Raw genomic sequence first — 24,919 nt, forward strand, 5'->3', positions numbered from 1 at the left:
GTTTTTTCTATCAATTGAAAAACATACCTTGCCGGGAAAGCTGCCTTGCCGTTGAACTCTACCGCCCGACCAATGACCGCCTCGCCCAAGCTCAATAGCGTTTCCAAACGTAGCCACCAGCTTCTGGCCTGGTATGACCGTCACCACCGTGTTCTGCCCTGGCGCGTCACGCCGTCCGAACAAGCACATGGCACGCGCCCCGATCCTTATCGGATCTGGCTTTCGGAGATCATGCTACAGCAGACGACCGTCGAGGCTGTGAAATCCTATTTCACAACTTTTGTCGAACGTTGGCCGACTGTGCGCGCAATGGCCAGCGCCACCGAGGACGACATTTTGCGAGCCTGGGCCGGGCTTGGTTATTATTCGCGCGCGCGCAATCTGAAAAAATGCGCCGATCTCGTCGCCACGCAATATGGCGGGAAATTTCCGGACAGTGCGGCAGCATTGAAAGAACTACCCCGCATCGGCGATTACACATCGGCTGCCATCGCCGCAATTGCCTTTGGCGAAAATGCCGCCGTGGTGGACGGCAATGTCGAGCGCGTCATTTCACGACTCTATGCCATCGACACGCCACTGCCAGCCGCCAAGCCGCAGATCCGCGCCCTGATGGCCGAGATGACGCCGTCAGACCGCCCCGGCGACTTTGCGCAGGCCATGATGGATCTCGGCGCAACAATCTGTACGCCGCGACGACCCGCCTGCGCCATCTGTCCGGTCAATGATAATTGCATCGCACTCGCAACCCGCGACCCGGAAGAATTTCCGGTCAAGGCGCCGAAGGCGGAAAAGCCGATCCGCGTCGGAGCGGCCTTTGTCGCGATGGATGAGGACGGAGCGATTTTCCTGCAGAAACGAAAAGGCGAAGGCCTGCTTGCAGGCATGACGGAAGTGCCCGGAAGCCCATGGACAGCGCGTATCGATGGCGACGCAACCGTCAATGCGGCCCCCTTTCCAGCGGCATGGACCCCGGCGGGCAGCATTACCCATATCTTCACCCATTTCGAATTGCGCCTGTCGGTGTATCGTGCCGACAATGTGAGCACAGGCGTCAGCCAGCTAACATCCGGCAATGGCTGGTGGTCAGCCCCGGACGACCTCGCCGGAGAAGCCTTGCCGACCGTCATGAAGAAAGCCATCGCGGCGGCAGTGCCAGAAGCTTTTAAGCCCAAAAGGAAGAAACAGTGACCAGTCCCGTCAAACATGTGGTTTTCGATATCGGCAAGGTTCTCATCCATTACGACCCGGAACTTGCCTATCTCGACCTCATCCCCGATGCCGAACGGCGGCGCTGGTTTCTGGAAACGGTCTGTACCGGAGCGTGGAACGTGGAGCAGGATCGCGGACGCAGCTGGCAGGATGCCGAAGCACTGCTGATCGACACCCATCCGGAATGGCGTGAGCAGATTCTAGCTTTCAGGCAGAACTGGTCTCGCATGGTGCCCCATGCCTATGATGAAAGCGTCGCCATTCTGCGCGGGCTGATCGCATCGGGGAACGATGTCACCATGCTCACCAATTTCGCCTCCGACACGTTCCGCGAAGCGCAGGTGCGGTTTCCATTCCTGACGGAAAGCCGTGGTGTCACTGTTTCAGGCGACGTCAAGATGCTGAAGCCCGACCGCGAAATCTACGAGACGCATGTCGCGACATTCGGCCTCGACCCGGCGGCAACGCTGTTCATCGATGACACGCTGCATAATGTCGACGGCGCCAAGGCGGCTGGCTGGCAGGCCGTGCATTTTACCGGCGCGCCCAAACTCGCTGCCGATCTGACATCACTCGGTCTCAGGTTCTAAAAACGAAAGCGCCCGAAGCTTTCGCTTCGAGCGCTCCATGATCAGACTGTGCTGGAGGCCGTCCGATGTTAATGCCTGTTATGCGCCGGCGACTGCTATTTCGTCGCGGATAACCTTTCGCAGATCGTCGATGGGTTTCAGGACGCCTTCTTCTTCAAAGTGCCAGAAGGTCCAGCCATTGCAGGCATCGAACCCTTGCACCTTGGCGCCGATACGATGGATCGAACCGGCCTCGCCATTGGCGGCCAGCGTGCCGTCAGCGCGAACGATGGCCGCAAAGCGACGACGCGCATCACAGAGAACCGTACCCGGACGCAGGAGACCTGCTTCCAATACGCTGGTGAAAGCAACACGTGGCTCAGCGCGCTTGCCGGTCATGACCGTCAGTTCCGCCTTGCCGAGCGGCTCCACTGCATCAATGCGGACGGTTGCGGCGTCGATATAGACCTGTTCGCGTTCGATGCCGACAAAATGGCGTCCGAGGCGTTTTGCCACCGCGCCGGTGGTGCCGGAGCCGAAGAATGGATCGAGAATGACGTCGCCCGGCTTGCTCGAAGCCATCATGATGCGGGCCAGAAGCGCTTCCGGCTTTTGCGTCGGATGAACCTTGTCGCCTTTCTCGTCCTTCAGGCGTTCGGAACCCGTGCAGATCGGAAACAGCCAGTCCGAGCGCATCTGCACATCGTCATTGGCGGCTTTCATCGCTTCATAATTGAAGGTGTAGCCTTTGCCCTTCTGGTCACGCGATGCCCAGATCAGCGTTTCATGCGCGTTCTGGAAACGACGGCCGCGGAAGTTCGGCATCGGATTGGTCTTGCGCCAGATGACATCGTTGAGGAGCCAGAAGCCCAGATCCTGCAGCTGCGTGCCGACGCGGAAAATATTGTGATAGGAGCCGATAACCCAGATCGTGCCATTCGGCTTCAAAACGCGGCGGCAGGCCAAAAGCCAGGCGCGGGTAAAGGCGTCATAGGCCTGAAAGCTCTCAAACTGGTCCCAATGATCGTCAACGGCGCTGACCATCGATTGATCCGGGCGATGCAGATCGCCACCGAGCTGGAGATTATACGGCGGATCGGCAAAGATGACATCGACGGAATGATCCGGCAGGCGTTCCAGAGCGGAAACGCAATCACCCTTGATGATGGAGTCGAGCCAGGCGGTACGCGGGGCCTCGATGGGCAACTCATGGGCAAGACGTACTAGGGACATGGGATACTCGATTACCTGTGGACGCGAAAACTTGTCCTTATGGTTACCGGGTAGGGTAAATATGGCGTTAACGCCAAGTGATTGAAATCGTAAACCTTTTCTTAAAAACGCAACAAAGTCCCGGCTTTCCGGGCTTTTTCCTTTCAAATCAGGAGCAACATTTTCACGGCTGCCATCTTAACGCCGTCATCGAAATGCAAAGGCCGACGGGTAGCGCGTCATGTCCCATAAGGCTTGGTTATTCCTTTGCAGCTATGATTTGCGAATAATCAGCCTTCGAAGTAACCGAGCCGACCGCACCAGCGCCTGTCAGGTCTTTGCCTATGAATTTCGCAGAACTGCGCCATAACCGTTATTTAAGGGTTTTCTTCGTTCCCTTTCGCATGCGCGCCGTCGTGCGCGGCAGCGAAATCGGCCTCGTCATCGCAGGTGTGGTGATCGGGATCGTCTCCGGCCTTGCTGTTGCCGCCATTGGCGGCATATCGCAGTGGATGCATCAGGCGCTCTTCGCGCTCGAGCCCGGCGAAAAACTCAGTTCTGCGGCGCAGCTCTATCCCAGCGCCTTTATCGCGCCACTGGCTGGCGGCATTCTCATGGGGGTCGTCATCTGGATATTGGCGCGCTGGCGCAAGCGTCCCATCGTCGATCCGATCGAGGCCAATGCCCTGCATGGCGGTCGCCTGTCGCTCACCGACAGCTTTATTCTCGTCGGGCAAAACCTGATTTCCAACGGCTTTGGCGCTTCCGTGGGTCTGGAAGCGGCCTATACGCAGTTGGCCAGCGGTTTTGCATCGCGCATCGGGCGCGCGCTGAAGCTGCGCCGGGCCGATTTGCGCACGCTGGTGGGTTGCGGCGCTGCGGCGGCCATCGCCAGCGCCTTCAATGCGCCCCTCACCGGTGCATTTTATGCGTTCGAGCTGATCATCGGCGTTTACTCCATCGCCACGCTGGCCCCCGTTGTCGTTGCAGCAATTGTCGGCACATTGGTGACGCAAGCCATTGGCGGCACGCCTTTCCTGATCGATATCGGCAACATCGACGCCATCACCCCGCGTGATTACGTCCCCGCCTTGCTGCTCGGCTTTTTGTCGGCAGGGATCGCTATTCTCATCATGCGCGGCGTCACATTTGTGGAGCAGGTCACCCGACGCAGTTTCCTGCCCAATGTCCTGACACCGGCCATCGGTGGCGCTATCGTCGGGCTGATCGCCTTCTTCTCGCCGCAGGTTCTGGCCTCCGGCCATGGCGCGCTGCATCTCGATCTCAATGCGAATATCACCATTTCAGCACTGCTGCTGCTAATTCTGGCGAAGTCTCTGGCGTCGGCAATCTCCATCGGCTCCGGCTTTCGCGGCGGCCTGTTCTTCGCATCGCTGTTTCTGGGCGCATTGACCGGCAAGCTTTTCGCGGCGGTCGCGGGCGTGGTGCTGCCAACCAGCCTGACACTCGCACCGGAAGTCTATGCCGTGATCGGCATGTCCTCGCTTGGCGTCGCCATTGTCGGCGGCCCCATGACCATGACCTTTCTGGCGCTGGAACTGACCGGCGACTTTCCGATTTCCATGCTAGTGCTCGGCGCCGTCGTGTCTTCTTCGCTGATGGTCCGCAAGACCTTCGGCTACTCCTTCGCAACCTGGCGCTTCCATCTTCGCGGCGAGTCCATCCGTTCGGCACATGATATCGGCTGGATCCGCAATCTGACCGTCAGCCGCATGATGCGCCACGATGTGCGCACCGTGCTGATCGACACGGATATCGAAACCTTCCGCCATGATTTCCCGCTCGGTTCCACCCAGCGCGTTATCGCGGTGGATGCTCAGGGGCGCTATGTCGGCATGATCCCCGTACCGGAAGTCTATGCCGACAGTTTCGACAGTTCGGAGAACCACAGCATCGGCGAGCTTCTGAAGTATCAGGATGAATTCCTGTTGCCGCAGATGAACGCCAGGGAAGCTGTCGTGCGGTTTGACCGTTCCGAAAGCGAAGCACTCGCCGTGGTCAACAATGCGCAGGAACGCAAGGTCATGGGCCTGTTGAGTGAAGCGCACACACTGCGCCGCTATAGCGAAGAGCTGGATCGCAGACGGCGCGAAGTCTCCGGCGAGGTTTGACGCTCGGGCTATAAAGTTGTAGCTGAACTGCCGATGCGCTCCTGCGAGAGTGAATGCTTCCTCCTCCCGATAAGAAGGCTACCCAAATGGCGGCTCCGTCCCTCATCATTTTCGATTGCGATGGCGTTTTGGTGGATTCCGAAATCATCGCTGCGGAAGTGGAATCCGTACTGCTGACCGATGCCGGTTTTCAGATTTCCGCCGACGAACTGGCCGAACGTTTCGCCGGTCTGACCTGGCAGGATATCCTGCTCACGATTGAGCGCGAAGCAGGCATAGCGCTTTCCGCATCGCTGATCGACAAATCGGAAAGCATTCTCGATGAGCGTCTCAAGAATGAAGTGCAGGCCGTCGATGATATCGTGGACGTTGTTTCTGCGCTGAAACTGCCGAAGTGCATTTGCTCCAACTCGACCAGCGCAAGGCTGGAAACCATGCTGAAGCGCGTTGGGCTTTACGATCTCTTCGCGCCGAATATTTTCTCGGCCAAGGAAGTCGGCACCAAAAAGACCAAGCCCGCGCCGGATGTGTTCCTTTATGCGGCCAAGCAGTTCGATGTCGATCCAAGCAATGTGATCGTGATCGAGGATTCCGTGCACGGCATCCATGGCGCGCGCGCTGCTGGTATGCGCGTCATCGGCTTTACGGGCGGAGCGCACACCTATCCGGGCCATGCCGACCGGCTGACCGATGCGGGCGCCGAGACGGTAATCCACCGCCACAAGGACCTGCAGAGCGTGATCGAAGCCCTCTCGATCTGGACCGACGCCTGACGCGCAAGTTCCTGCTGACCGGACGGTCTGATCTGATACGCGAGATAGCCCGAGCATTCGGGCTATCGACCCCGCTGCATCAGTGTCTCACTTAAAAAGCGGCAGGCCGCGGCGAAAATGGTGATTTCGAGAACCGGAGCGCAGCGTACTTTTGTGAGCACCGGATGCCTCGCATAATCCCGAAAAGTTGCAGACTTTTCGGATCAGATTATGCGAATACAAAACTCAAATTGCCATTTGCAGCCCGGCATGGCGAATTTTGGAACAGACACTCAGGCGGCGGAGCGTTTGTTGCGCCCCTTTGGCGGCGCGTTGAGGATGGCCAGCAGCTCTTCGGCTTCGGGCTCATCAAGACCGATCAGCAGCCGGGTCCCCATCATGACGGGTTCACCCGTGGACGTATCGAAGATCGCCCAGGTGTCCGTCGGTTCGAGAATACGTTCATATTTCTGTTTCATGGGTGCAGACTAGCGCAGACTCGTTGCTTTTCGTTTGAACTTCGCTGTCGAATTTAATTCGAATTTTAGCTAAAGCGCGTTTTGCTTTTAGGATATTCACAGAATGCGGTAAGGCTTCAGCCTATCTAGCCACGCGGCTCGCCGCCAATGCCCAAAAACGAGCCCTTGCGGGCCGTCTTTCGACGCTTCGCCGGTTTGGCAACCACCAGCGTTCGCGCAATTATTGCGGAAACGGGCTTGCCGAAATACCAGCCCTGCGCCTTGACGGGCACAGCGTCACCCGCGCTTTCCCTGGCGAAATAGGCCGCCTGCGCCTCCGTTTCCACACCTTCCACAACCACATCCAGACAATGCTGCCGCGCCATGGCCAGTATTTGCGGAACAATCGACACCGTGCTGCCATTGTCGACCGTCCGCGTAAACGTCTTGTCGATCTTGATCGCATCCACATTCAACGCGCCGAGATAAGCAAGGCTGGAATAGCCCGTTCCGAAATCGTCAATATAGATGCGATGCCCCTTCTCGCGCAGGTGATGAATCGCACCGGAAGCCTTGGCAAAATCCACTGCCGTGCGCTCAGTCAGCTCAAGACCGATCTGCTGCGGGTCGATGGACGCTTTCGCCAGCCGCGCTTCCAGCCGGTTGGCGAATTCCATGTCATGCAGGTCGCGGGCGCTTATGTTGATATTGATGCGCAAGCCGGGCTTGGCGCGCAACAACTCGCCCATTTCACTGATCACCGCATCGATCACATAAAGCGTTATCCGGTGAATGAGCCCACTCTTTTCCGCCCGCGTTATGAAAACATCCGGCGGAACAAAGTCCCCCTTATGGATTTCCCAGCGTATCAAAGCCTCGAAACCGACAATCGCGCCACTGACAACATTGACAACCGGCTGGTAGACGACCTCCAGTTCCTTTTTCGTCAGCGCCTTTGACAGGAGCGTCATCAGCGAGCGGTCGCGATTATTATAGACGCGCCAGCCAAGACCGAGACTGCCAGCGGCCAGCATACCAAGCACAATGGAAAGAAAGGATCGCAGCCGGGCATGCAGGCTCGTGCGGTCAATCTCCGTCCTAAGCGCGAGGCATATGAGCTTGTCCGGCTCGCAGGCATAGGCGTTCAGCTGATCGCGTTTTTCCACAAGATCGCGCAGACGCCCGTCCGATAGCGGCTCCAGATCAGCATTGGGCGGATATTCATAGAAGCGGGCGAAATTCGCGCGCGCCGGATCGCTCATGAACAGCGCGAAGGCATAGCCCGGCGTATGCATGAAGTCGAAGGCCGCAGGGCTGAGAACGACGTTGGAATTGCCCTTGCCCATGACCGGCCCAAAGGTTCCCGGCGTGACCAGAGGGCGGTCGGCATAGATGTAGGTTCCGTTGGGAAGCAGCACGTCCGCAGTGGAGCGCGGCTCCTGCCGCGCCAGATCCGGCAACAGCGTGGAACAGTTCAACCGGCCATCGATCAGCCGACCAATATCCTTGATCTGATAAGCCTTGAAGAGGATCCTGCGCAGATAAACGCGCTCTTCGGGGGAGCAAACCGCATAGGGCGATTGTTCTGCCTGATCGAGGGTGCTGTGCGCCGAGTCGATCAGCCGGCCCGCATAGGAAAGCAGTGCCTCCATATAGGCATTGACCTGCCGCTCATCGCCCATCTGTCTCAGTTTTTCGCCAACCCAATGCCCTGCTACCGCCCCGCATAAAAGCAGCAAGAGAAGGATAAGAGGAACTGGATTGAAAAGGCTGCCGCCATTGCTCCGCCTGCGCACCATCCGCCCTTAAAACCTCGCAAACGATCTGTGGCAGAGAACTATACTGCTTATCCCGCATAAGCAGCTATATTAAATATAAGCACAGACCCACAGCATCAATTATAAACATATAAAAACGCTATGACTATTACACGAACCGCATCTTTTGGGAACAATATTAATTGAGGGGCAGTTTTTTATTTTTTTATTAGGATCAACAAATATATTGGCGTCTATATTTTGCTGAAACATCAGAAACTAAAATAAACAATGCGCGGGATTTCTCCCGCGCATCTGGTTTTCCGATAAGCGCTTCGCCCTGTCAGGCGCTGCGAAACTTACTTAGCATTCGGGCCTTCGTCGAAGCCGACGAAAATCTGGATGTTCTGCTTGTCCGGCATCGGCAGCGAAATGCCCTTGTCGTTGAAAACGAACTGGGTCGCGGTATCGCCGTTATTGATGGTGACGGCCTGCTTGTGCAGCTTGGAATAGACCACCTGATCGCCCTGGCGCACGGCCACGCGCACCGGCATGGTGATGGTGCCGTTCTTATATTTCGGACCGGGCACAACCTTGCCAGCGGCAGCCACGTCGATGGTGATCGTGCCGTCGCCATACTGGCACGCGCGTGTCACGTCGGTCAGCGACGCCTGATAGACGACCTGCGCCGGATCCTTGTCGCCGCCCTTGGCATAGGTGCTGAAGAAAGCGGTGCCGTCACGCAGCGTCACTGTCGGGCAATAGGCGCGAAGCTCCGATGCGCTGATGCGCTTTGGACCTTCAGCCGCCATATCACCAGGCTTTTCGCTGCCGCTGGTCGTGCAGCCTGCGAGCGCTGTGAGCAAAACCGTTGCAAAGACTGGAAACAACGATGAACGATTCTGTGATGCTTTCTGCATAGACCGGGCTTCCCTGCACTAATCTGTTTGTTTGAGAGCGCCTGGATTCCATTGAAATCGCCAGACCACCCCAATTTGTTCCGCCACAACATTTTCCAACCAGCAAAACCGCTTCGCACTTTTGCTGGAAATGTATCTTCTTCCTATCGCATTTCGCGATCAGCAAAACCGCTTCGCACTTTTGCTGGAAATGCTTTATACCACTGCGCACAAAACAGTGCGCGATGACGTTTTCCCGTTTTTTGCCGCGAAGAGCAACCCCATCCCCTTCGGGATGTTTTAATTTCTTGCGGCTTTTTTATGGACGCCCTATTGCATTTGCACAGCTTTGAAACGCATCCCAATAAGATGCGCGTGGAATGAGACTTGCGCAGCCGATCTGGGCAGATATCTGGAATGAAGGCCTGACGAAATGAAATATGTAAGCACCCGCGGCGAAGCCCCGGTCCTGGGTTTCAGCGATGCATTGCTCGCCGGACTAGCCCGCGATGGCGGCCTCTATCTGCCACAGGAATATCCGCAGTTTTCTTCGGAACAAATCCGCAGCCTGCGCGGAAAATCCTATGTCGATATCGCGCTTGCCGTGCTGACACCCTTCACCGGCGGCGAAATTCCGCAAGCCGATTTCGAGCGCATGGTGCGCGAGGCCTATGGCAGCTTCCGGCATGACGCCGTGTGTCCTCTGGTCCAGACCGGCGCGAATGAATTCGTGCTCGAACTTTTCCACGGGCCGACGCTCGCCTTCAAGGACGTCGCCATGCAACTTCTGGCGCGCATGATGGATTATGTGCTGGCAAGCCGTGGCGAACGCGCAACCATCGTCGGCGCAACGTCCGGCGATACCGGCGGGGCGGCGATTGAAGCTTTTGGCGGTCGCGACAACACCGATATCTTCATCCTGTTCCCGAACGGTCGCGTCTCGCCGGTGCAGCAGCGCCAGATGACCTCGTCGGGCTTTGCGAACGTTCATGCGCTGTCCATCGAAGGCAATTTCGACGATTGCCAGAACCTCGTGAAAGGCATGTTCAACGACCTCGCCTTCCGCGATGCGCTGTCGCTTTCGGGCGTGAATTCGATCAACTGGGCACGCATCATGCCGCAGGTGGTCTATTATTTCACCGCAGCTCTCAGCCTCGGCGCGCCCGACCGTGCAGTTTCCTTCACCGTGCCGACCGGTAATTTCGGCGATATTTTCGCGGGCTATGTGGCCAAGCGCATGGGCCTGCCCATCGAGCGCCTGATCGTCGCCACCAATGACAACGACATTCTTTCGCGCACGCTCGATACCGGCGCTTATGAAATGCGCGGTGTGGCCCAGACCACCTCGCCGTCGATGGATATCCAGATTTCGTCCAACTTCGAACGTCTGCTGTTCGAAGCCCATGGCCGCGACGCCGCCGCCGTGCGCGGCCTCATGCAAAGCCTGAAACAATCGGGCGGCTTCACCATTTCCGAAAAGCCGCTTTCCGCCATCCGCACCGAGTTCTCGGCAGGGCGCTCGACGGTTGCGGAAACCGCGGAAACGATCAAGTCGGTTCTGGCCGATGACGGCTATCTTCTCGATCCGCATTCCGCCATCGGCGTGAAAGTGGCTCGCGAAAATGTGTCCGGCGCGGCACCTATGGTAGCGCTCGCCACCGCGCATCCGGCCAAATTCCCCGACGCCGTCAAGGCTGCATGCGGTGTCGAACCGCAACTCCCGGCATGGCTGTCGGACTTGATGCAACGAAAAGAAAGCTTCACAGTTCTTCACAACGACCTGAAAATCGTAGAAGAATATGTGAGCCGCCATTCCAGGGCCCACGCCTGAGACCCTGGAAAGGAAATTTGAGCCCGATTGCGAAACGGATCGGGCTCATGAAAAGTCAGAGCGGGGAATGCAGGGAGCAATTCGCTTATGGGTGTTGAAGTAACGCGTCTTCCCAACGGGTTGACGATCGCCACCGATACCATGCCGCATGTGGAAAGCGTGGCGCTGGGGATCTGGGTTAAGGCTGGCGCAAGAAACGAAGCCGCCGACCGGCATGGGATAGCCCACCTTCTGGAACACATGGCCTTCAAAGGCACGGAAAACCGCTCTGCCTGGCAAATTGCATCGGATATTGAAGATGTTGGCGGCGAGATCAACGCCGCCACCAGTGTCGAGACCACGTCTTATTATGCCCGCGTGATGCGCGATGACATGCCGCTCGCCATCGATATTCTCACCGACATTCTGACCGCATCGAAGTTCGACGAAGCCGAACTTGAGCGCGAGAAACAGGTGATCATGCAGGAGATCGGCGCGGCGCACGACACGCCGGACGATATCGTCTTCGACCGTTTCACCGAAACTGCCTATCGTCACCAGCCCATCGGCCGCGCCATTCTCGGCGAGCCGGATACGGTGATGTCCTTTTCCTCTGCCGACCTGCGCCAGTATATGGACGAGCAGTACAGTGCCGACCGCATGGTCGTGACCGCTGCTGGCGGCGTGGACCATGATGCTTTCGTCAAGGAAGTGGAGAAGCGTCTCGGCGGTTTCCGCGCCCATAACACGGCGCCGACGCTCGACCTTGCGACCTATGTGGGCGGCGATTTCCGCGAAAACCGCGAATTGATGGATGCACAGGTGCTGATCGGTTTTGAAGGCCGCGCCTATCATGTGCGTGACTTCTACGCCTCGCAGCTTCTGTCCATGGTGCTAGGCGGCGGCATGTCATCGCGTCTGTTCCAGGAAGTGCGCGAAAAGCGCGGCTTGTGCTATTCGGTCTATGCCTTCCATTGGGGCTTTTCGGATACGGGTCTGTTCGGCATTCATGCCGCCACGGGCCGCGATGAGCTGGTTGAACTGGTCCCGGTTATTATTGATGAGTTGCACAAGGCGGCGGATTCGATCAGCATCGAGGAAGTCAATCGCGCCCGCGCGCAATATCGCGCCAGCCTTCTCATGTCGCAGGAAAGTGCGGCCAGCCGCGCAGGCCAGCTGGCCCGCCAGTTCCTGCTCTATGGCCGCCCGGTTGAGAACAGCGAGCTGATGGATCGCCTGTCGCTGATCACCCCGGAACGCCTGACGGACCTTGCAGGCCGCCTGTTCCTCGACAGCAAGCCGACCATTGCAGGCGTCGGCCCGGTTGGTCGCCTGATGAGCTTCGGCGACCTCACCGATGCGCTGTCGACCAATGCGCATACGAGAAAGATAGCTGTTTAAGGTAAGGCAGTAGGGGAATAAGGGAATAGGGGAGTATGTGGCCGTGAAGATTTCGTTTTTCCTATTCCCCTACTCACCTATTTCCCTACTCCCCTAACTCCAATGATCGGCCTGTCGTTCCGGCGCAATAACCCGACCGTTCTGCGTGGACAGCGCATTTATCTGCGCGAGCCCATGATGGGCGATTTTGCGGGCTGGTCGAAACTGCGCGAGCAAAGCCGGGCCTTTCTGTCTCCATGGGAGCCGACCTGGCCCGACGACGATCTGACGAAAAGCGCCTTTCGCTACCGGATGCGGCGTTTTCAGGAAGAAATTTCTGCCGGAACCGGCTATCCTTTCTTCATTTTCCGCAACAGCGACGACCGCATTCTCGGCGGTATTACGCTCGGCAATATTCGCCGCGGAGTAGGACAGAACGGCATGATCGGCTATTGGAGCGGCGTTCCTTTCGCGGGCAAAGGCTATATGACAGAGGCGCTCTCTCTGGTTATCCCCTTTGCATTCGACCAACTGCGGTTGCACCGGCTTGAAGCTGCCTGTATTCCCCATAATGTACGTTCGGTCCGGCTTCTCGAAAAAGCCGGATTTCAGAGAGAAGGACTGTTGCGCTCCTATCTCAAGATAAATGGCTTCTGGCAGGACCACCTGCTGTATGCCCTCATAGAAAGCGACAAACGTATGTTGGATGGCCGCATGATCAATGGCAAGGTTGAACGCTCGTGAGCGGTTTTTCTGAACAGCTATTCCAGAACGCCGCGCGTTTTCTCGCGCTGATCGTCCTTCTGGCCTTTTCGGCCGTTCATGCGTCTGCTGTCGAACCGATCAAGATTTCCAAGGACGACACCGCTCTCGATCTGTCGCGCGCCGTTGAACTTATCCGCAACAAGGGTGAGAGCGTTCAGGTTTCCACCGCGCCCGGCCCCGATGGCATCGTACGCCGCATCGAAGTGCAGGCCGACCAGAACAGCAACGCATCCGGTGACTGGGCTGCTTTCTCCATCGCCAATCCGACCGACCAGCAGATCGACCGCCTGATCGTCGCACCGCATTTCCGTCTCGTCGGTTCCGGCATCATCTGGCCGGATCTCGGCTCGCCGCGTATTGCGTCGATCACCCCCAGCGAAGGCTTTGCGCTCGACCGCCAGCCAAGCGCCGACGCGGATGTGTTCCGCATCACCATCAATCCGGGCAGCGTCGTCACCTTCGTCGCCGAGCTTTCCTCGCATAATCTGCCGCAGCTCTATCTGTGGGAACCGGAAGCCTATAAGGACACCGTCAATTCCTACACGCTCTATCGCGGTATCCTGCTTGGCATTTCGGGCCTGCTGGCACTGTTTCTGACCATCCTCTTCGTCGTCAAGGGCACCTCGCTTTTTCCCGCCACGGCAGCGCTGGCATGGGCAGTTCTCGCCTATATCTGCGTCGATTTCGGCTTCTGGAACAAGCTGATGGAAATCACGCCCGGCAACGAACAGATATGGCGTGCGGGTACAGAAGTGGCGCTCGCCGCCTCGCTGGTGATCTTCCTCTTCGCCTATCTCAACCTCAACCGCTGGCACGACCATTTCAGCTATGGCGCGGTGACCTGGGTTCTGGGCCTACTGGCGCTTGCGGGCGTTGCGGTCTTCGATCCGCCGATTGCTTCCGGCATTGCCCGTATCTCGCTGGCGCTCACCGTCGTTTCCGGCGTCGCCATCATCGGCTACCTCGCGGTGAAGGGCTATGACCGGGCAGTTATGCTGATACCCGCCTGGCTTCTCACATTGATATGGTTGCTTGGCGCATGGATGGCCGTCACCGGCCGCCTCGACAACGACATTGTCCAGCCGGCGTTGGGCGGCGGGCTGGTTCTCATCGTGCTTCTGATCGGCTTTACCGTCATGCAGCACGCTTTCGCAGGCGGCGCGCTCCAGCAGGGGCTGTTGTCCGACATGGAGCGGCAGGCGCTCGCCGTGATCGGCGCGGGCGATATCGTCTGGGATTGGGATGTGCCGCGCGACCGCGTGGTCACCACGCCAGATATCGCCAGCCAGCTTGGCAATACGGCAAGCAGTTTGCAAGGCCCGGTGCGCAACTGGCTGCCCGTCATGCATTCCGACGACCGTGACCGTTTCCGCTCGACGCTCGACGCCATTCTGGAAAACCGTCGCGGACGCATTGGCCAGATTTTCCGTCTGCGTGCCAATGACGGCCATTACCACTGGTATGCGCTGCGCGCCCGCCCGGTGATCGGCTCGGATGGCGAAGTGGTGCGTTGCGTCGGCACGCTGGTCAATGTCACCGAGCAGAAGAAGGCCGAAGAACGCTTGCTGCACGATGCCGTGCATGACAATCTCACTGGCCTGCCCAATCGCGAGCTTTTCCTCGACCGCCTGAGCAATGTGATGAATATGGCGCGCGGCGAGAGCAATCTGCACCCGACCGTATTCATGATCGATATTGACCGCTTCAAGCAGGTCAATGACAGTCTGGGCATGTCCGCGGGCGACACGATCCTTCTGACCATTTCGCGCCGTCTGGGCCGGCTGATGAAGCCGCAGGACACGCTGTCGCGCCTCTCCTCCGACCAGTTCGGCCTGCTGCTTGCATCCGAAAGCGATCCCGGCCGCATCGCAGCCTTTGCGGAAGCGCTGCGTCAGGCCACCCGCGCGCCCATCGCCTATGCCAAGCGCGAGATCGTTCTGACTGCCTCTATCGGCCTCATCACCTGGACGAAAACCGCCACCACGGCGGAAGATTTTGTGAAGGATGCAGAACTGGCCATGTATCAGGCCAAGCGCTTTGGCGGCGACCGAATCGAGCCGTTCCGCCCGGCCTTCCGCGCCATCGGCAGCGACAAGCTGCAGCTTGAATCCGATCTGCGCCGCGCGCTCGAACGCGACGAAATCAGCATGGTCTACCAGCCTATCGTCAAGCTCGACGAAGGAGCCATCGCCGGTTTTGAGGCTCTGATGCGCTGGGAACATCCGCGCCGTGGTGCAATCTCTCCGTCGGAGTTCATTCCGATTGCAGAAAACTCCGGCCTGATCGTGCAGCTTGGCCTCTTTGCAATTCAGCGCGCTGCCGAAGACCTTTTCGCCTGGCAGGAACAGTTCCCGAAACTCGACCTGTTCGTCTCGGTCAACCTCTCATCCACGCAACTGATCCGGCAGGACCTCATCAACGATGTCCGCTCCGTGCTGTCGCGCATTCACCTCAATCCGGGCAGCCTGAAGCTGGAACTGACCGAATCCGTCCTCATGGAAAATCCCGAGCAGTCAGCCCATGTGCTGGCCCGGCTCAAGACCATGGGGATCGGCCTGTCGCTGGATGATTTCGGCACCGGCTATTCGTCGCTCGCCTATCTGACGCGCTTCCCGTTCGATATCATCAAGATCGATCGCTCCTTCGTGAAGGGCGACCAGCCGCAGAAGACAACCCTGCTGCGTTCCATCGTCAGCATGGCGCATGATCTGGGTCTGGCGGTCGTGACGGAAGGTGTGGAGAGCGAAAGCGATGCGCTCCAGCTCCGCCAGATGGGCTGCGAATATGTGCAGAGCTTCATGTTCGGCCAGCCAACCAGCCGCGAAGACGCCACCCGCATGATCAAGGAACAGCTGGAAGCGGCGGCAGCGTGAGATTAGGGCAGTAGAAAGTTACGGTCGTCGCGGACGTCCGCAACCAAAACATACTGCCTTATTCCCCTACTGCCCTACTCCCTTAACTCAAGCATGTCCCGCGTCAGAAACCAGTCGCGACATGTCGATGCCCATATGCAGCATAAGGCGGGAATATTTGCCGTCGATATCGCTGTCGAAAAGCATGTCGAGCGGCGCATCGCAGCTGAGCCAGCCATTGTCAGCCAGTTCGGCTTCGAGCTGCCCCGGTGCCCAGCCCGAATAACCCAGCGCCATTAAAACCTGTGAGGGGCCCTTGCCGCCATAAATGGCGCGCAAAATATCGACCGTTGCGGTCAGGCAGACATCTTCGGAGACCGGCATGGTCGAATCGACCATATAATCGTCAGAATGCAGCACAAAGCCGCGCGTGGTATCGACCGGCCCGCCATTGCGCACCATCATATGCTGTGTGCGCTCGGGCAGGACGATCAGCTCATTCTCATCGATCACGCCGATCTGGCGCAGAATATCGGGAAAGCCAATCGGTTGCAGCTGATTGATGATGAAACCCATCGCGCCCTCGTCGGAATGGGCGCAGATATAGACCACCGATCGGGCAAAACGCTCGTCGCTCATGCCGGGCATGGCAAGCAGGAATTGCCCGTTCAAGAAACCCTGCTCGTGATTTGACTTCCTGATCGTGGTCATTTTGATGAAGGTAGCAAGCCTGTGAAAAATAACAATGGGCGTCGCAAATTTGTCTTCAAAGGCCGCAAAAATATAATTGCTCCCAATAATGTTGGACTTGAAGCAACCATGATTTCATTTCATTTTTAAATGATGAAAACACGTCTGAACATTCTGGCTTTCGGTTTGCTGGCCGCCTCAGCTTTGCCCGCACACGCTTCGACCTCCGCCTGGACAGAAACGCCCGGCGGGCGTGTACGCGTCATCATCGAGGACGGTGCGGTGTCGGCTGAAGCCGGGCCCAAGCGCGAGATACGCGGCGCGTTGCAGATCGAGTTACAGCCAGGATGGAAAACCTATTGGCGCAATCCGGGCGATGCCGGTGTGCCGCCGCAGATCAATCTCGACGGCAACGCCAACGCTGAGATCGATTATCCAGCACCAGTGCGGTTCGGCGGCAACGATGATGGCATCGGCTACAAGAAGCCGGTTTCGCTGCCCATCATCTTCAAGCTGCAGCCCGATGACACCCGCCTCAAGGGGCATGCGTTTCTGGGTGTTTGCGAACATATCTGCATTCCCGTGCAGGCAGAGTTCGACTTCCCCGTCAGCACGAGCGCTGAATCAGCCGAGCCGCAGGCTATTGCCGCGCACACCATCGTCGAAACAGCCTTCGGGCGGCTTCCCGCCACCGCGTCGCCCACTTTCGGCGTCAGCGCCGTAAAGCGTGATGAGGACACGGCGGTTTTCACCCTGGCCGTCCCCGATCCGAAAGCTCCCGCCGAGCTTTTCGTCGCCAGTGACAAGCTTCGCCTGTCGGATCCGGTTGCCTCCGAGGGGCGCAAATTCACCGTAACGGTCAAGGGTGATGCGCGGTATGCAACCGTCGACTACACCATTGTACAGAACGGCAAAGCCGTGTCAGGACAGGTCACGCTCGACTGAAGGCTTGTGCGCCCTCGCCCATTTTGATGGCGACATCAGCGTTTTGAAATTGTCGAGCGCGCCGTTATCGGTTTAACTGTCGCGGCTCGCGCTTCGCGGTGCGGCAAATGACAGTTTTGATAACAGGCGGCGGACCAGACGGCAATTTGTCCCCTGCCCTCAGGAGAAAACAGATGACGATCCAAGTTGGCGACACGCTTCCCGCAGCAACCTTCAAGGTCAAGACTGCGGATGGTGTCAAGGAAGTGACGACCGACGAAGTCTTCAAGGGCAAGAAGGTCGTTCTCTTTGCCGTTCCGGGCGCTTTCACGCCGACCTGCAGCCTGAACCACCTGCCGGGCTATCTCGATAATCGCGATGCCATTCTCGCCAAGGGCGTGGATCAGATTGCAGTGATCGCCGTCAATGACGCCTTCGTCATGGGCGCATGGGCGCAAAGCACCGGCGGCGAAGGCAAGATCCTTTATCTCGCAGACGGTTCGGCCACTTTTACCAAGGCAGCAGGCCTTGAACTCGACGCAACCGCTGGCGGCCTCGGCATTCGCTCCAAGCGTTATTCGGCCATTGTCGAAGATGGTGTGGTCAAGACGCTCAATATCGAAGAACAGGCCGGTCAGGCCGTCACTTCGGCTGCTTCGGCAATTCTCGAACAGCTCTGATCAATGCAAAAAGGGCGGTGAAAACCGCCCTTTTTATATTCAGAATAATGTCTAAAGCACTTTCAGCGATTTGTGACCGCCATATTTGAACGGCTCCATACCCGCCCGGGCCAGTTCGTCGGCCCGCTCGTTTTCCGGGTGCCCGGCATGGCCCTTGACCCAGTGCCAGTTGACCTTATGCGGCTTGCGCGCCTCATCCAGCAATTGCCACAGCTCAGCATTTTTCACTGGCTTCTTGGCCGCTGTTTTCCAGCCATTGCGCTTCCAGCCTTCGATCCAGCCGGAAATACCGTCACGGACATAGACAGAGTCCGTATAGAGATCGACTTCGCACGGTTCTTTCAGCGCGGAGAGTGCAGAAATTGCCGCCATCAACTCCATGCGGTTGTTGGTGGTGTCGGCCTCTCCGCCCTTCAGCTCTTTCTCGTTACCGTTCCAGCGCAGCACCACGCCCCAGCCGCCGGGGCCGGGATTTCCAGAGCAGGCGCCGTCCGTATAGGCTTCGATCCGCTTCACGCAGCCACTCCCTGCGGTTCCAGCCCATATTCGGCAGCCGAAACGATCTGGCGGTGGAAGCGCATCTTGCGCACATATTCCATCGGGTCCTTCTTCATGACGAAGCTGCCATCGGGAACGGTCAGCCAGTCATAAAGCCGCGTCAGCATGAAGCGCATTGCAGCACCACGCGAGAGGACAGGCAGCGCGTCGGCTTCCGCCGTCGAAAGCGGACGGATCGACGTATAACCGCGCAAAAGGGCCGCGCCCTTGGTGCGATTATAGGAAAAGTCCTTTTCGAAGCACCATGCGTTCAGGCAGATGGCGACGTCATAGGCCAGAATGTCGGTGCAGGCGAAATAGAAGTCGATGAAGCCCGACAGCTTGTCGCCCAGGAAAAATACATTGTCCGGGAACAGATCGGCATGGATCACGCCCTGCGGCAGATCGGCAGGCCAGTTCTTTTCCAGAAAATCGAGGTCGGCTTCCGCTTCCTCGACCAGCCCCGGCTCCACCGTGTCAGCGCGCTCACGCGACAGGTTCCACAGAGGACGCCAGTCGGGCAGCGTCAGACCATTGCGACGGCGCATGGCAAAATCCTCGCCGGCCAAATGCATGCGCGCCAGTCCCTCGCCCACGGCCTCGCAATGGGCGACGGTCGGCTTGCGCATCCACATGCCTTCGAGGAAGGTGACGATGGCCGCCGGACGCCCGGCAAGTTCGCCAATCGTCTCGCCATCGCGGCGCACGACCGGTTGCGGGCAGTCGAGACCGCGCTGGGCCAGATGCTGCATCAGGCCAAGAAAGAACGGCAGATCTTCGCGGTTGGTGCGCTTTTCATAAAGCGTCAGAATGAAAGAGCCGGACGTGGTGTGCAGGAGATAGTTGGAATTCTCCACACCCTCGGCAATGCCCTTATAGGACGTCAGCGTGCCGATATCGTATTGCTGCAGGAATGCGCCAAGTTCGATTTCGTTGATATCAGTATAGACGGCCATGCCGCTTATTTCCCCTATATGACCTTGGGCATTATCTTAGGCATGATCTGGGGCGCCAGTTTCGGAATGCCGACAACCCTGTTCTCGCCATTGACGAATGCCATATCCTGCACTGTCAGTTCCACATCGCGAATTTCACGATTCACAAGGAAGTTCTCGGTTTCCACTGCCGTTTCCGCCAGTTCGATGCGCACATCGAAGCGGTCGCGGAACGATGCGATGATTTCATCGACGATGATTTCCGGTGCCGAAGCGCCCGCCGAAAGACCGACGACGGCAATATCGCCGATCTTGTCCCACTCGATATCGGCGGCGCGTTGCACCAGCATGGACATGCGTGCGCCGGCCTTTTCCGCCACTTCTACCAGACGTTTCGAATTGGACGAGTTGGGCGCGCCGACGATCAGGAACAGGTCGCAGCCGGGTGCAGCTGAGCGCACCGCATCCTGACGGTTGGTGGTGGCATAGCAGATCGATTCCGCAGCCGGGGCCGCAAGATTGGGAAACCGCGCCTGCAATTCTTCGATAATGCCTGCCGTATCGTCCACCGAGAGCGTCGTCTGCGTGACGAAACCGAGATTATCCTCATCGGCAAAATGGCAGCTGCGGGCGTCCTCGACCGTTTCGATCAGCGTGACCGCGCCTTCCGGTAGCTGGCCCATCGTGCCGATGACTTCCGGATGGCCGGAATGGCCGATCAAAATCACATGGCGTCCAAGCCGCTGATGGCGCATGGCCTGTTTGTGCACCTTGGAAACCAGCGGGCATGTCGCATCGAGATAGAAAAGGTTCTTTGATTCCGCATCGGCTGGCACCGATTTCGGCACGCCATGGGCGGAAAAAACCACCGGCTGATCGCGATGCTCCGCCGGGATTTCATCAAGCTCTTCGACAAAGATCGCGCCGCGCGATTGCAGCCCCTCGACCACATAGCGGTTATGCACGATCTCATGGCGGACATAGACCGGCGCGCCGTATTTCTTCAGCGCCAGCACGACGATCTGGATCGCCCGGTCAACACCGGCGCAAAAGCCGCGCGGACCGCAAAGGCGGATTTCCAGTGGGGGGCGCTGATCGGTCATGAAGAAGCTCGCAGGTTCGGCGTGACAAAATACTTAAGGTTTGTAGCCTCCGAGGTGGGCCGCAACGCGGCGAAAGTCAACCCCTTGGCGATTTTCGATAACGCCATAGCCACGTTCCAACAACCCCTAGCAGCGCCAGAGCGAGACCATACCACGTCACGGCATATTGCAGATGATTGTTGGGAAATTCGATGATCGTCACACCGCCAATGGGAAGACCACCTGGATTGGGCTGGTTGTCCGCATCGACAAAGAACGGCACAACCTGATTGATATCCGGTAGATCGGCGCTTTCGGCCATCGCCGCCCAGTCTTTCCAGAAGAAGATATTCTTGGCGATATCGTTATCCGGCAGGAAGAAGCCGGGCTTTGCCGACAAGGGATCGCGCGCCAGCCCGGTTATGCTCACCGGCCCGTCCAGCTGGCCATCGGCGCGGGTGGCCGGGTCCTTCTTCTCATAGGGAACGAAGCCGCGATTGACCAGCACGAAGCGGCCATCTTCCAGCATCAGCGGCGTATAGACATTATAGCCCGGAGAACCTTCATAGGTGGACAGGAAATGCCGTTCGCCTTGATGCATGAAGGTGCCGGAGACGGTCACAGGCAGATATTCGACCGTGCCCTTTTCCTGATAGAGCTTTTCCATCTCCGCCAGCGGTAGCGGCGGTTCCTTGATGCGCTCATTGGTGGAAGCGATCAGCGCTTCCTTCCAATAGAGCCGCTCCACCTGCCAGGTGCCAAGCGCCAGAAGAATCACAAGCGCGATACCGGATGCGATGAGAACGCCCCAGGGAAAACGGCGCGAAACCTGACGCTCGGTCATTCTTTGCTATCCGGATGGCTGTCGGCATTTGTTTGTATCGTGCCGGGCGCGGCCTTGTTGCGATATTGCATATTGATGAGAATACCCTTCATCCATCGCATGGCGACAAGGCTGAGGATGATCGCCAGCGGCACCCACAGGATGAAATGCACCCAGAGCGGCGGGCCGACATTGACTTCCATCCATAGCGCCAGCCCGACAACAATGAAGCCGATAATCAGGATCACGAAGGCCGCCGGTCCATCGCCGGAATCCGCGAAGGAATAATCCAGCCCGCAGGAATTGCAGCGCGGCGCGACGGTCAGGAAACCGTTGAACAGCTTGCCCTCACCGCAGCGCGGGCAGCGCCCCGCGATACCGCTCTTGATCGGATCAACCGGCGGATAGAGATTGGCATCAGGCATCGCGCGCTCCAATATCTCGATAGCGTTTCAAAACAAAAGGCGGCCATGTTGCCAGGGCCGCCTTGAAATCCGGATTACGGTCGATCAGCCGCCATGCATCGGCGCGCCCCAGCCACCCCAGACATAGATGGCGAAGAACAGGAACAGCCAGACCACGTCGACGAAGTGCCAGTACCACGCGGCAGCTTCGAAACCGAAATGCTGCTTGGGCGTGAAATCGCCGCCGATTGCGCGGAACAGGCAGACCAGAAGGAAGATCGTGCCGATGATCACGTGGAAACCATGGAAACCGGTGGCCATGAAGAAGGTCGCGCCGTAGATCGAATCCTTGAACGCGAACGGCGCGTGCATGTATTCATAAGCCTGCACGAACGAGAACAGAATGCCGAGCACCACCGTGATAGCGAGGCCGGTGATCATGCCCTTGCGGTCGTTGTGCAGCAGCGCATGATGCGACCAGGTGAGCGTCGTGCCCGACAAGAGCAGGATCACGGTGTTGTAGAGCGGCAGGTGCAGCGGGTCGAGAACCTCGATGCCCTTCGGAGGCCATACGCCGCCCGTAAACGTGGCGCGTGCAACCTGATGCACTTCATTCGGGAACAGGCTTGCATCGAAAAACGCCCAGAACCATGCCACGAAGAACATGACTTCCGAGGCGATGAACATGATCATGCCATAGCGCAGATGCAGCGATACCACACGGGTGTGATGGCCCTCATGCGCTTCCTTGATCGTGTCCGACCACCAGCCATACATGCAATAGAGCACGATTGCGAGGCCGATGAAGAAAAGCCACGGCGTGACGAGATTGTGCCCGAAGAACGGCAGCTCACTCGCATTGAGATAACGCATCCAGGCAATGCCGCCGATTGCGAGCACAAAAGCGCCCATCGAGCTCAGGAACGGCCAAGGGCTGGGCGCTATGATGTGATAATCGTGGTTCTTCTCGTGTACGTCCGCCATGTCTCTCCCCGTAATCCCCTGAGGGGCTCCTCTCTCGTGCCTGCCTGCTGAAATCCGAACCGGACCACAAGCAAGCGCGACTATGTTTTGCGTCAGATGGCTCCCTGACCAGATGCCGCATACCGTCAGTAATCAAGCGGTTTTACCGACGGTCCGAATCCGACAATAAAACCAGTCTTCGCATTTGTCTTTGCGGCATTATGTGCCGCATCGAAACTCGCTTCCCTTTATCCACCGCTGCTCGTGGCAGCTTCGGTCTTCGTCGCCGGCTTCGCGTCAGCAACCGGCTTCGGCTTTTCGATCGGGAAAAAGGTGTAGGACAGCGTGATGGTCTTCACATCCTTCAGATCGGGATCGTTGACGATTTCCGGATCGACGAAGAACACCACCGGCATTTCCATGTCTTCTCCCGGCTTCAGCGTGGTATCCGTGAAGCAGAAGCACTGAACCTTGTTGAAATAGGCGCCTGCGCGGCCCGGCGAAACATTGAAGCTCGCGCGACCGAAGGTCGTCTGATCGAACAGGTTGCGCGCTTCATATTTGATCATGGTGGTCTCGCCGATACGCACCGTCACTTCGCGCTGTACCGGCTTGAAATCCCAAGGCAGGCCATTGGCCGTATTGGCGTCGAAACGCACCTTGATCGTTCTGTCGAGAATCGTATCGGAATATTGTTCGACACGCTGCGTCGTGCCGCCATAGCCGGTGACTTGACAGAAAAGCGTATAAAGCGGAACGGACGCATAGGCTGCGCCGATCATGCAGACGAAGAAAGACACGCAGGCAATGGCAATGGTCCGGTTGGAACGCTGCTGCCGCTTGAGCTTTTCGTCCTTATCCTGCCGATCTGCCATGGTCTCCTCCCAGTTTCCCTCCCGAAACGGCCTGATCCGACCCGTTGATCAGAGCGGCCGCACCAGAACATTGGCGCCCAGTTTCGCTATCGTGCCGACATAAACGAGCAGCACGAACAGCGCCAAGGCAATCGCCAGTCCCCAGGACCGGTTGCGCTGGGCCTTCTTCTGCTGCTCGGTCGGCACGACCAGTTCCAGCTTCTCATGTACCGGCTTATCCAGCGGCTTATCCATTATAACACTCCAAAGGCGTGAAGCGCCTTCAACGTCAATGCCTCGACCAGCATAACCGCGAACAGGCCCGACAGATACACCAGCGAAAAGCGAAATAGCTTGCGTGCGGCCACCAGCATGGCGGGTTGCGATGCGGCCATCCACATGCGCCAGGCATAATAGACGAAGGCTCCACCCAGCAGCACCGATACAGCGCCGTAGACCGGGCCTGCAAAACCCATCACCCATGGCAATACACCCACCGGCGCCATGAGCAGCGTGTAGAACATCGCCTGACGGCGCGTCGAAAGCTCGCCCTTCACATTGGGCATCATCGGAATGCGCGCGGCTTCGTAATCATTGGTCGAGAACAGCGACAGCGCCCAGAAATGCGGCGGCGTCCAGAGGAAAATGATCATGAACAGCACGACGCTGTCCCATGTGATCTCGCCCGTTGCCGCGGCCCAGCCGATCATCGGCGGGAACGCGCCCGCAGCACCGCCAATGACGATGTTCTGCGGCGTCGAGCGCTTGAGCCACATCGTGTAGATGACGGCATAGAAGAAGATGGTGAAAGCCAGAAGCGCTGCCGAAAGCCAGTTGACCATCAGGCCAAGCGTCAGCACCGAAAAGACCGACAGCGTCAGACCGAAAGCCAGAACCTGATTGGGTGCAATTACACCAGCGGGAATCGGGCGGTTGCGGGTGCGCTTCATCACCGCGTCGATATCGGCGTCGTACCACATGTTCAGCGCACCGGATGCTCCAGCGCCAACTGCGATGCACAGAATGCTGATGGCCGCTAGAACCGGGTTCATCGTGCCCGGCGCAAGGACGAGTCCGACCAGCCCCGTGAACACCACAAGCGACATCACGCGCGGCTTCAGCAGAACCAGATAGTCCCGCGCCGTTGCCTCCGAGAACGCGACTGCGTCATTCGGGCCCGAAACGCTTACGTTTTTTTCCACCAGCGACATTAGACTTCAATAACCTCA

The 24,919-nt window shown here is 58.1% G+C and carries 24 protein-coding genes; 10 read left to right on the plus strand and 14 right to left on the minus strand.

Annotated elements, in window-relative coordinates; translation table 11 throughout:
• Positions 1-72: 72 nt before the first annotated feature.
• Together mutY and JAU75_RS04650 are read left to right on the plus strand one after the other, a co-directional pair.
• Complete coding sequence (gene mutY / locus JAU75_RS04645; RefSeq protein WP_199056000.1) at positions 73-1,191, plus strand: A/G-specific adenine glycosylase; 1,119 nt, start codon at positions 73-75, stop codon at positions 1,189-1,191.
• A complete protein-coding gene (locus tag JAU75_RS04650; protein WP_199055048.1) occupies positions 1,188-1,802 on the plus strand; it encodes an HAD family phosphatase in 615 nt (204 codons plus the stop codon). Before mutY ends, JAU75_RS04650 begins: the two co-directional genes overlap by 4 nt.
• Before the next feature lie 78 nt (positions 1,803-1,880).
• On the opposite strand, the gene JAU75_RS04655 is transcribed toward JAU75_RS04650, so the two are convergent.
• Positions 1,881-3,014, minus strand: a complete 1,134-nt coding sequence (locus tag JAU75_RS04655; protein ID WP_199055050.1) for a site-specific DNA-methyltransferase — start codon at positions 3,012-3,014, stop codon at positions 1,881-1,883.
• A gap of 323 nt (positions 3,015-3,337) precedes the next feature.
• Here JAU75_RS04655 and JAU75_RS04660 point away from each other — a divergent pair, with 323 nt between their 5' ends.
• Both JAU75_RS04660 and JAU75_RS04665 read left to right on the plus strand, forming a co-directional pair.
• Positions 3,338-5,125: a chloride channel protein gene (locus tag JAU75_RS04660; RefSeq protein WP_199055052.1), complete on the plus strand. Its 1,788-nt coding sequence runs from the start codon at positions 3,338-3,340 to the stop codon at positions 5,123-5,125.
• Positions 5,126-5,211: 86 nt separating this feature from the next.
• Positions 5,212-5,898 carry an HAD family hydrolase gene (locus tag JAU75_RS04665; RefSeq protein ID WP_199055054.1) on the plus strand — a complete coding sequence of 229 codons (687 nt, stop codon included), beginning with the start codon at positions 5,212-5,214 and terminating at the stop codon, positions 5,896-5,898.
• A 272-nt stretch (positions 5,899-6,170) separates the two neighbouring features.
• Here JAU75_RS04665 and JAU75_RS04670 read toward each other — a convergent pair whose 3' ends face one another.
• The 3 genes from JAU75_RS04670 to JAU75_RS04680 all read right to left on the minus strand — a co-directional run bounded on the left by JAU75_RS04670 (position 6,171) and on the right by JAU75_RS04680 (position 9,012).
• On the minus strand, positions 6,171-6,356 hold the full coding sequence (locus JAU75_RS04670; RefSeq protein ID WP_199055056.1) for a hypothetical protein: 186 nt from the start codon (positions 6,354-6,356) through the stop codon (positions 6,171-6,173).
• A gap of 125 nt (positions 6,357-6,481) precedes the next feature.
• The gene (locus tag JAU75_RS04675; RefSeq protein ID WP_199055058.1) at positions 6,482-8,134 is read right to left on the minus strand and encodes an EAL domain-containing protein; all 1,653 of its coding nucleotides are present in this window, start codon (positions 8,132-8,134) and stop codon (positions 6,482-6,484) included.
• Between the two features lie 317 nt (positions 8,135-8,451).
• The gene (locus JAU75_RS04680; RefSeq protein WP_199055060.1) at positions 8,452-9,012 is read right to left on the minus strand and encodes a hypothetical protein; all 561 of its coding nucleotides are present in this window, start codon (positions 9,010-9,012) and stop codon (positions 8,452-8,454) included.
• A gap of 412 nt (positions 9,013-9,424) precedes the next feature.
• Between JAU75_RS04680 and thrC the strand changes: the two genes are divergently transcribed.
• The 4 genes from thrC to JAU75_RS04700 all read left to right on the plus strand — a co-directional run bounded on the left by thrC (position 9,425) and on the right by JAU75_RS04700 (position 15,819).
• Positions 9,425-10,822, plus strand: a complete 1,398-nt coding sequence (gene thrC, locus JAU75_RS04685; protein ID WP_199055062.1) for a threonine synthase — start codon at positions 9,425-9,427, stop codon at positions 10,820-10,822.
• Positions 10,823-10,909: 87 nt separating this feature from the next.
• On the plus strand, positions 10,910-12,202 hold the full coding sequence (locus tag JAU75_RS04690; RefSeq protein WP_199055064.1) for a pitrilysin family protein: 1,293 nt from the start codon (positions 10,910-10,912) through the stop codon (positions 12,200-12,202).
• Positions 12,203-12,304: 102 nt separating this feature from the next.
• Positions 12,305-12,925 carry a GNAT family N-acetyltransferase gene (locus JAU75_RS04695; RefSeq protein WP_199055066.1) on the plus strand — a complete coding sequence of 207 codons (621 nt, stop codon included), beginning with the start codon at positions 12,305-12,307 and terminating at the stop codon, positions 12,923-12,925.
• Positions 12,922-15,819: a sensor domain-containing phosphodiesterase gene (locus JAU75_RS04700; protein ID WP_199055068.1), complete on the plus strand. Its 2,898-nt coding sequence runs from the start codon at positions 12,922-12,924 to the stop codon at positions 15,817-15,819. Before JAU75_RS04695 ends, JAU75_RS04700 begins: the two co-directional genes overlap by 4 nt.
• Positions 15,820-15,906: 87 nt before the next feature.
• Here the strand turns inward: JAU75_RS04700 and JAU75_RS04705 are convergent, their stop codons facing one another.
• Positions 15,907-16,509 (minus strand): YqgE/AlgH family protein, encoded by a 603-nt coding sequence (locus tag JAU75_RS04705; protein WP_199055070.1) that lies wholly within the window; start codon positions 16,507-16,509, stop codon positions 15,907-15,909.
• Between the two features lie 132 nt (positions 16,510-16,641).
• On the opposite strand from JAU75_RS04705, the gene JAU75_RS04710 reads away from it, so the two are divergent.
• Together JAU75_RS04710 and JAU75_RS04715 are read left to right on the plus strand one after the other, a co-directional pair.
• Complete coding sequence (locus tag JAU75_RS04710) at positions 16,642-17,433, plus strand: protein-disulfide reductase DsbD domain-containing protein (RefSeq protein WP_199056001.1); 792 nt, start codon at positions 16,642-16,644, stop codon at positions 17,431-17,433.
• 173 nt (positions 17,434-17,606) lie between these two features.
• Positions 17,607-18,092: a peroxiredoxin gene (locus JAU75_RS04715; protein ID WP_199055072.1), complete on the plus strand. Its 486-nt coding sequence runs from the start codon at positions 17,607-17,609 to the stop codon at positions 18,090-18,092.
• 51 nt (positions 18,093-18,143) lie between these two features.
• On the opposite strand, the gene rnhA is transcribed toward JAU75_RS04715, so the two are convergent.
• The 9 genes from rnhA to JAU75_RS04760 all read right to left on the minus strand — a co-directional run bounded on the left by rnhA (position 18,144) and on the right by JAU75_RS04760 (position 24,901).
• Positions 18,144-18,608, minus strand: coding sequence for a ribonuclease HI (gene rnhA / locus JAU75_RS04720; RefSeq protein WP_199055081.1), 465 nt, complete (start codon positions 18,606-18,608; stop codon positions 18,144-18,146).
• Positions 18,605-19,585, minus strand: coding sequence for a homoserine kinase (locus tag JAU75_RS04725; RefSeq protein ID WP_199055083.1), 981 nt, complete (start codon positions 19,583-19,585; stop codon positions 18,605-18,607). Before JAU75_RS04725 ends, rnhA begins: the two co-directional genes overlap by 4 nt.
• A 14-nt stretch (positions 19,586-19,599) precedes the next feature.
• The gene (gene ispH / locus JAU75_RS04730; protein ID WP_199055085.1) at positions 19,600-20,667 is read right to left on the minus strand and encodes a 4-hydroxy-3-methylbut-2-enyl diphosphate reductase; all 1,068 of its coding nucleotides are present in this window, start codon (positions 20,665-20,667) and stop codon (positions 19,600-19,602) included.
• Between the two features lie 76 nt (positions 20,668-20,743).
• Positions 20,744-21,490, minus strand: a complete 747-nt coding sequence (locus tag JAU75_RS04735; protein WP_199055086.1) for an SURF1 family protein — start codon at positions 21,488-21,490, stop codon at positions 20,744-20,746.
• Positions 21,487-21,894: a DUF983 domain-containing protein gene (locus JAU75_RS04740; RefSeq protein ID WP_199055087.1), complete on the minus strand. Its 408-nt coding sequence runs from the start codon at positions 21,892-21,894 to the stop codon at positions 21,487-21,489. Before JAU75_RS04740 ends, JAU75_RS04735 begins: the two co-directional genes overlap by 4 nt.
• An 84-nt stretch (positions 21,895-21,978) precedes the next feature.
• The gene (locus JAU75_RS04745) at positions 21,979-22,857 is read right to left on the minus strand and encodes a cytochrome c oxidase subunit 3 (protein WP_199055088.1); all 879 of its coding nucleotides are present in this window, start codon (positions 22,855-22,857) and stop codon (positions 21,979-21,981) included.
• A 227-nt stretch (positions 22,858-23,084) separates the two neighbouring features.
• Positions 23,085-23,711: a cytochrome c oxidase assembly protein gene (locus JAU75_RS04750; protein ID WP_199055089.1), complete on the minus strand. Its 627-nt coding sequence runs from the start codon at positions 23,709-23,711 to the stop codon at positions 23,085-23,087.
• Between the two features lie 48 nt (positions 23,712-23,759).
• On the minus strand, positions 23,760-23,945 hold the full coding sequence (locus tag JAU75_RS04755) for a hypothetical protein (protein ID WP_199055090.1): 186 nt from the start codon (positions 23,943-23,945) through the stop codon (positions 23,760-23,762).
• The gene (locus JAU75_RS04760) at positions 23,945-24,901 is read right to left on the minus strand and encodes a heme o synthase (protein ID WP_078338072.1); all 957 of its coding nucleotides are present in this window, start codon (positions 24,899-24,901) and stop codon (positions 23,945-23,947) included. Before JAU75_RS04760 ends, JAU75_RS04755 begins: the two co-directional genes overlap by 1 nt.
• Positions 24,902-24,919: the final 18 nt, after the last annotated feature.

The organism is Ochrobactrum sp. Q0168 (genome assembly GCF_016427605.1).
Taxonomy (GTDB): Bacteria; Pseudomonadota; Alphaproteobacteria; order Rhizobiales; family Rhizobiaceae; genus Brucella.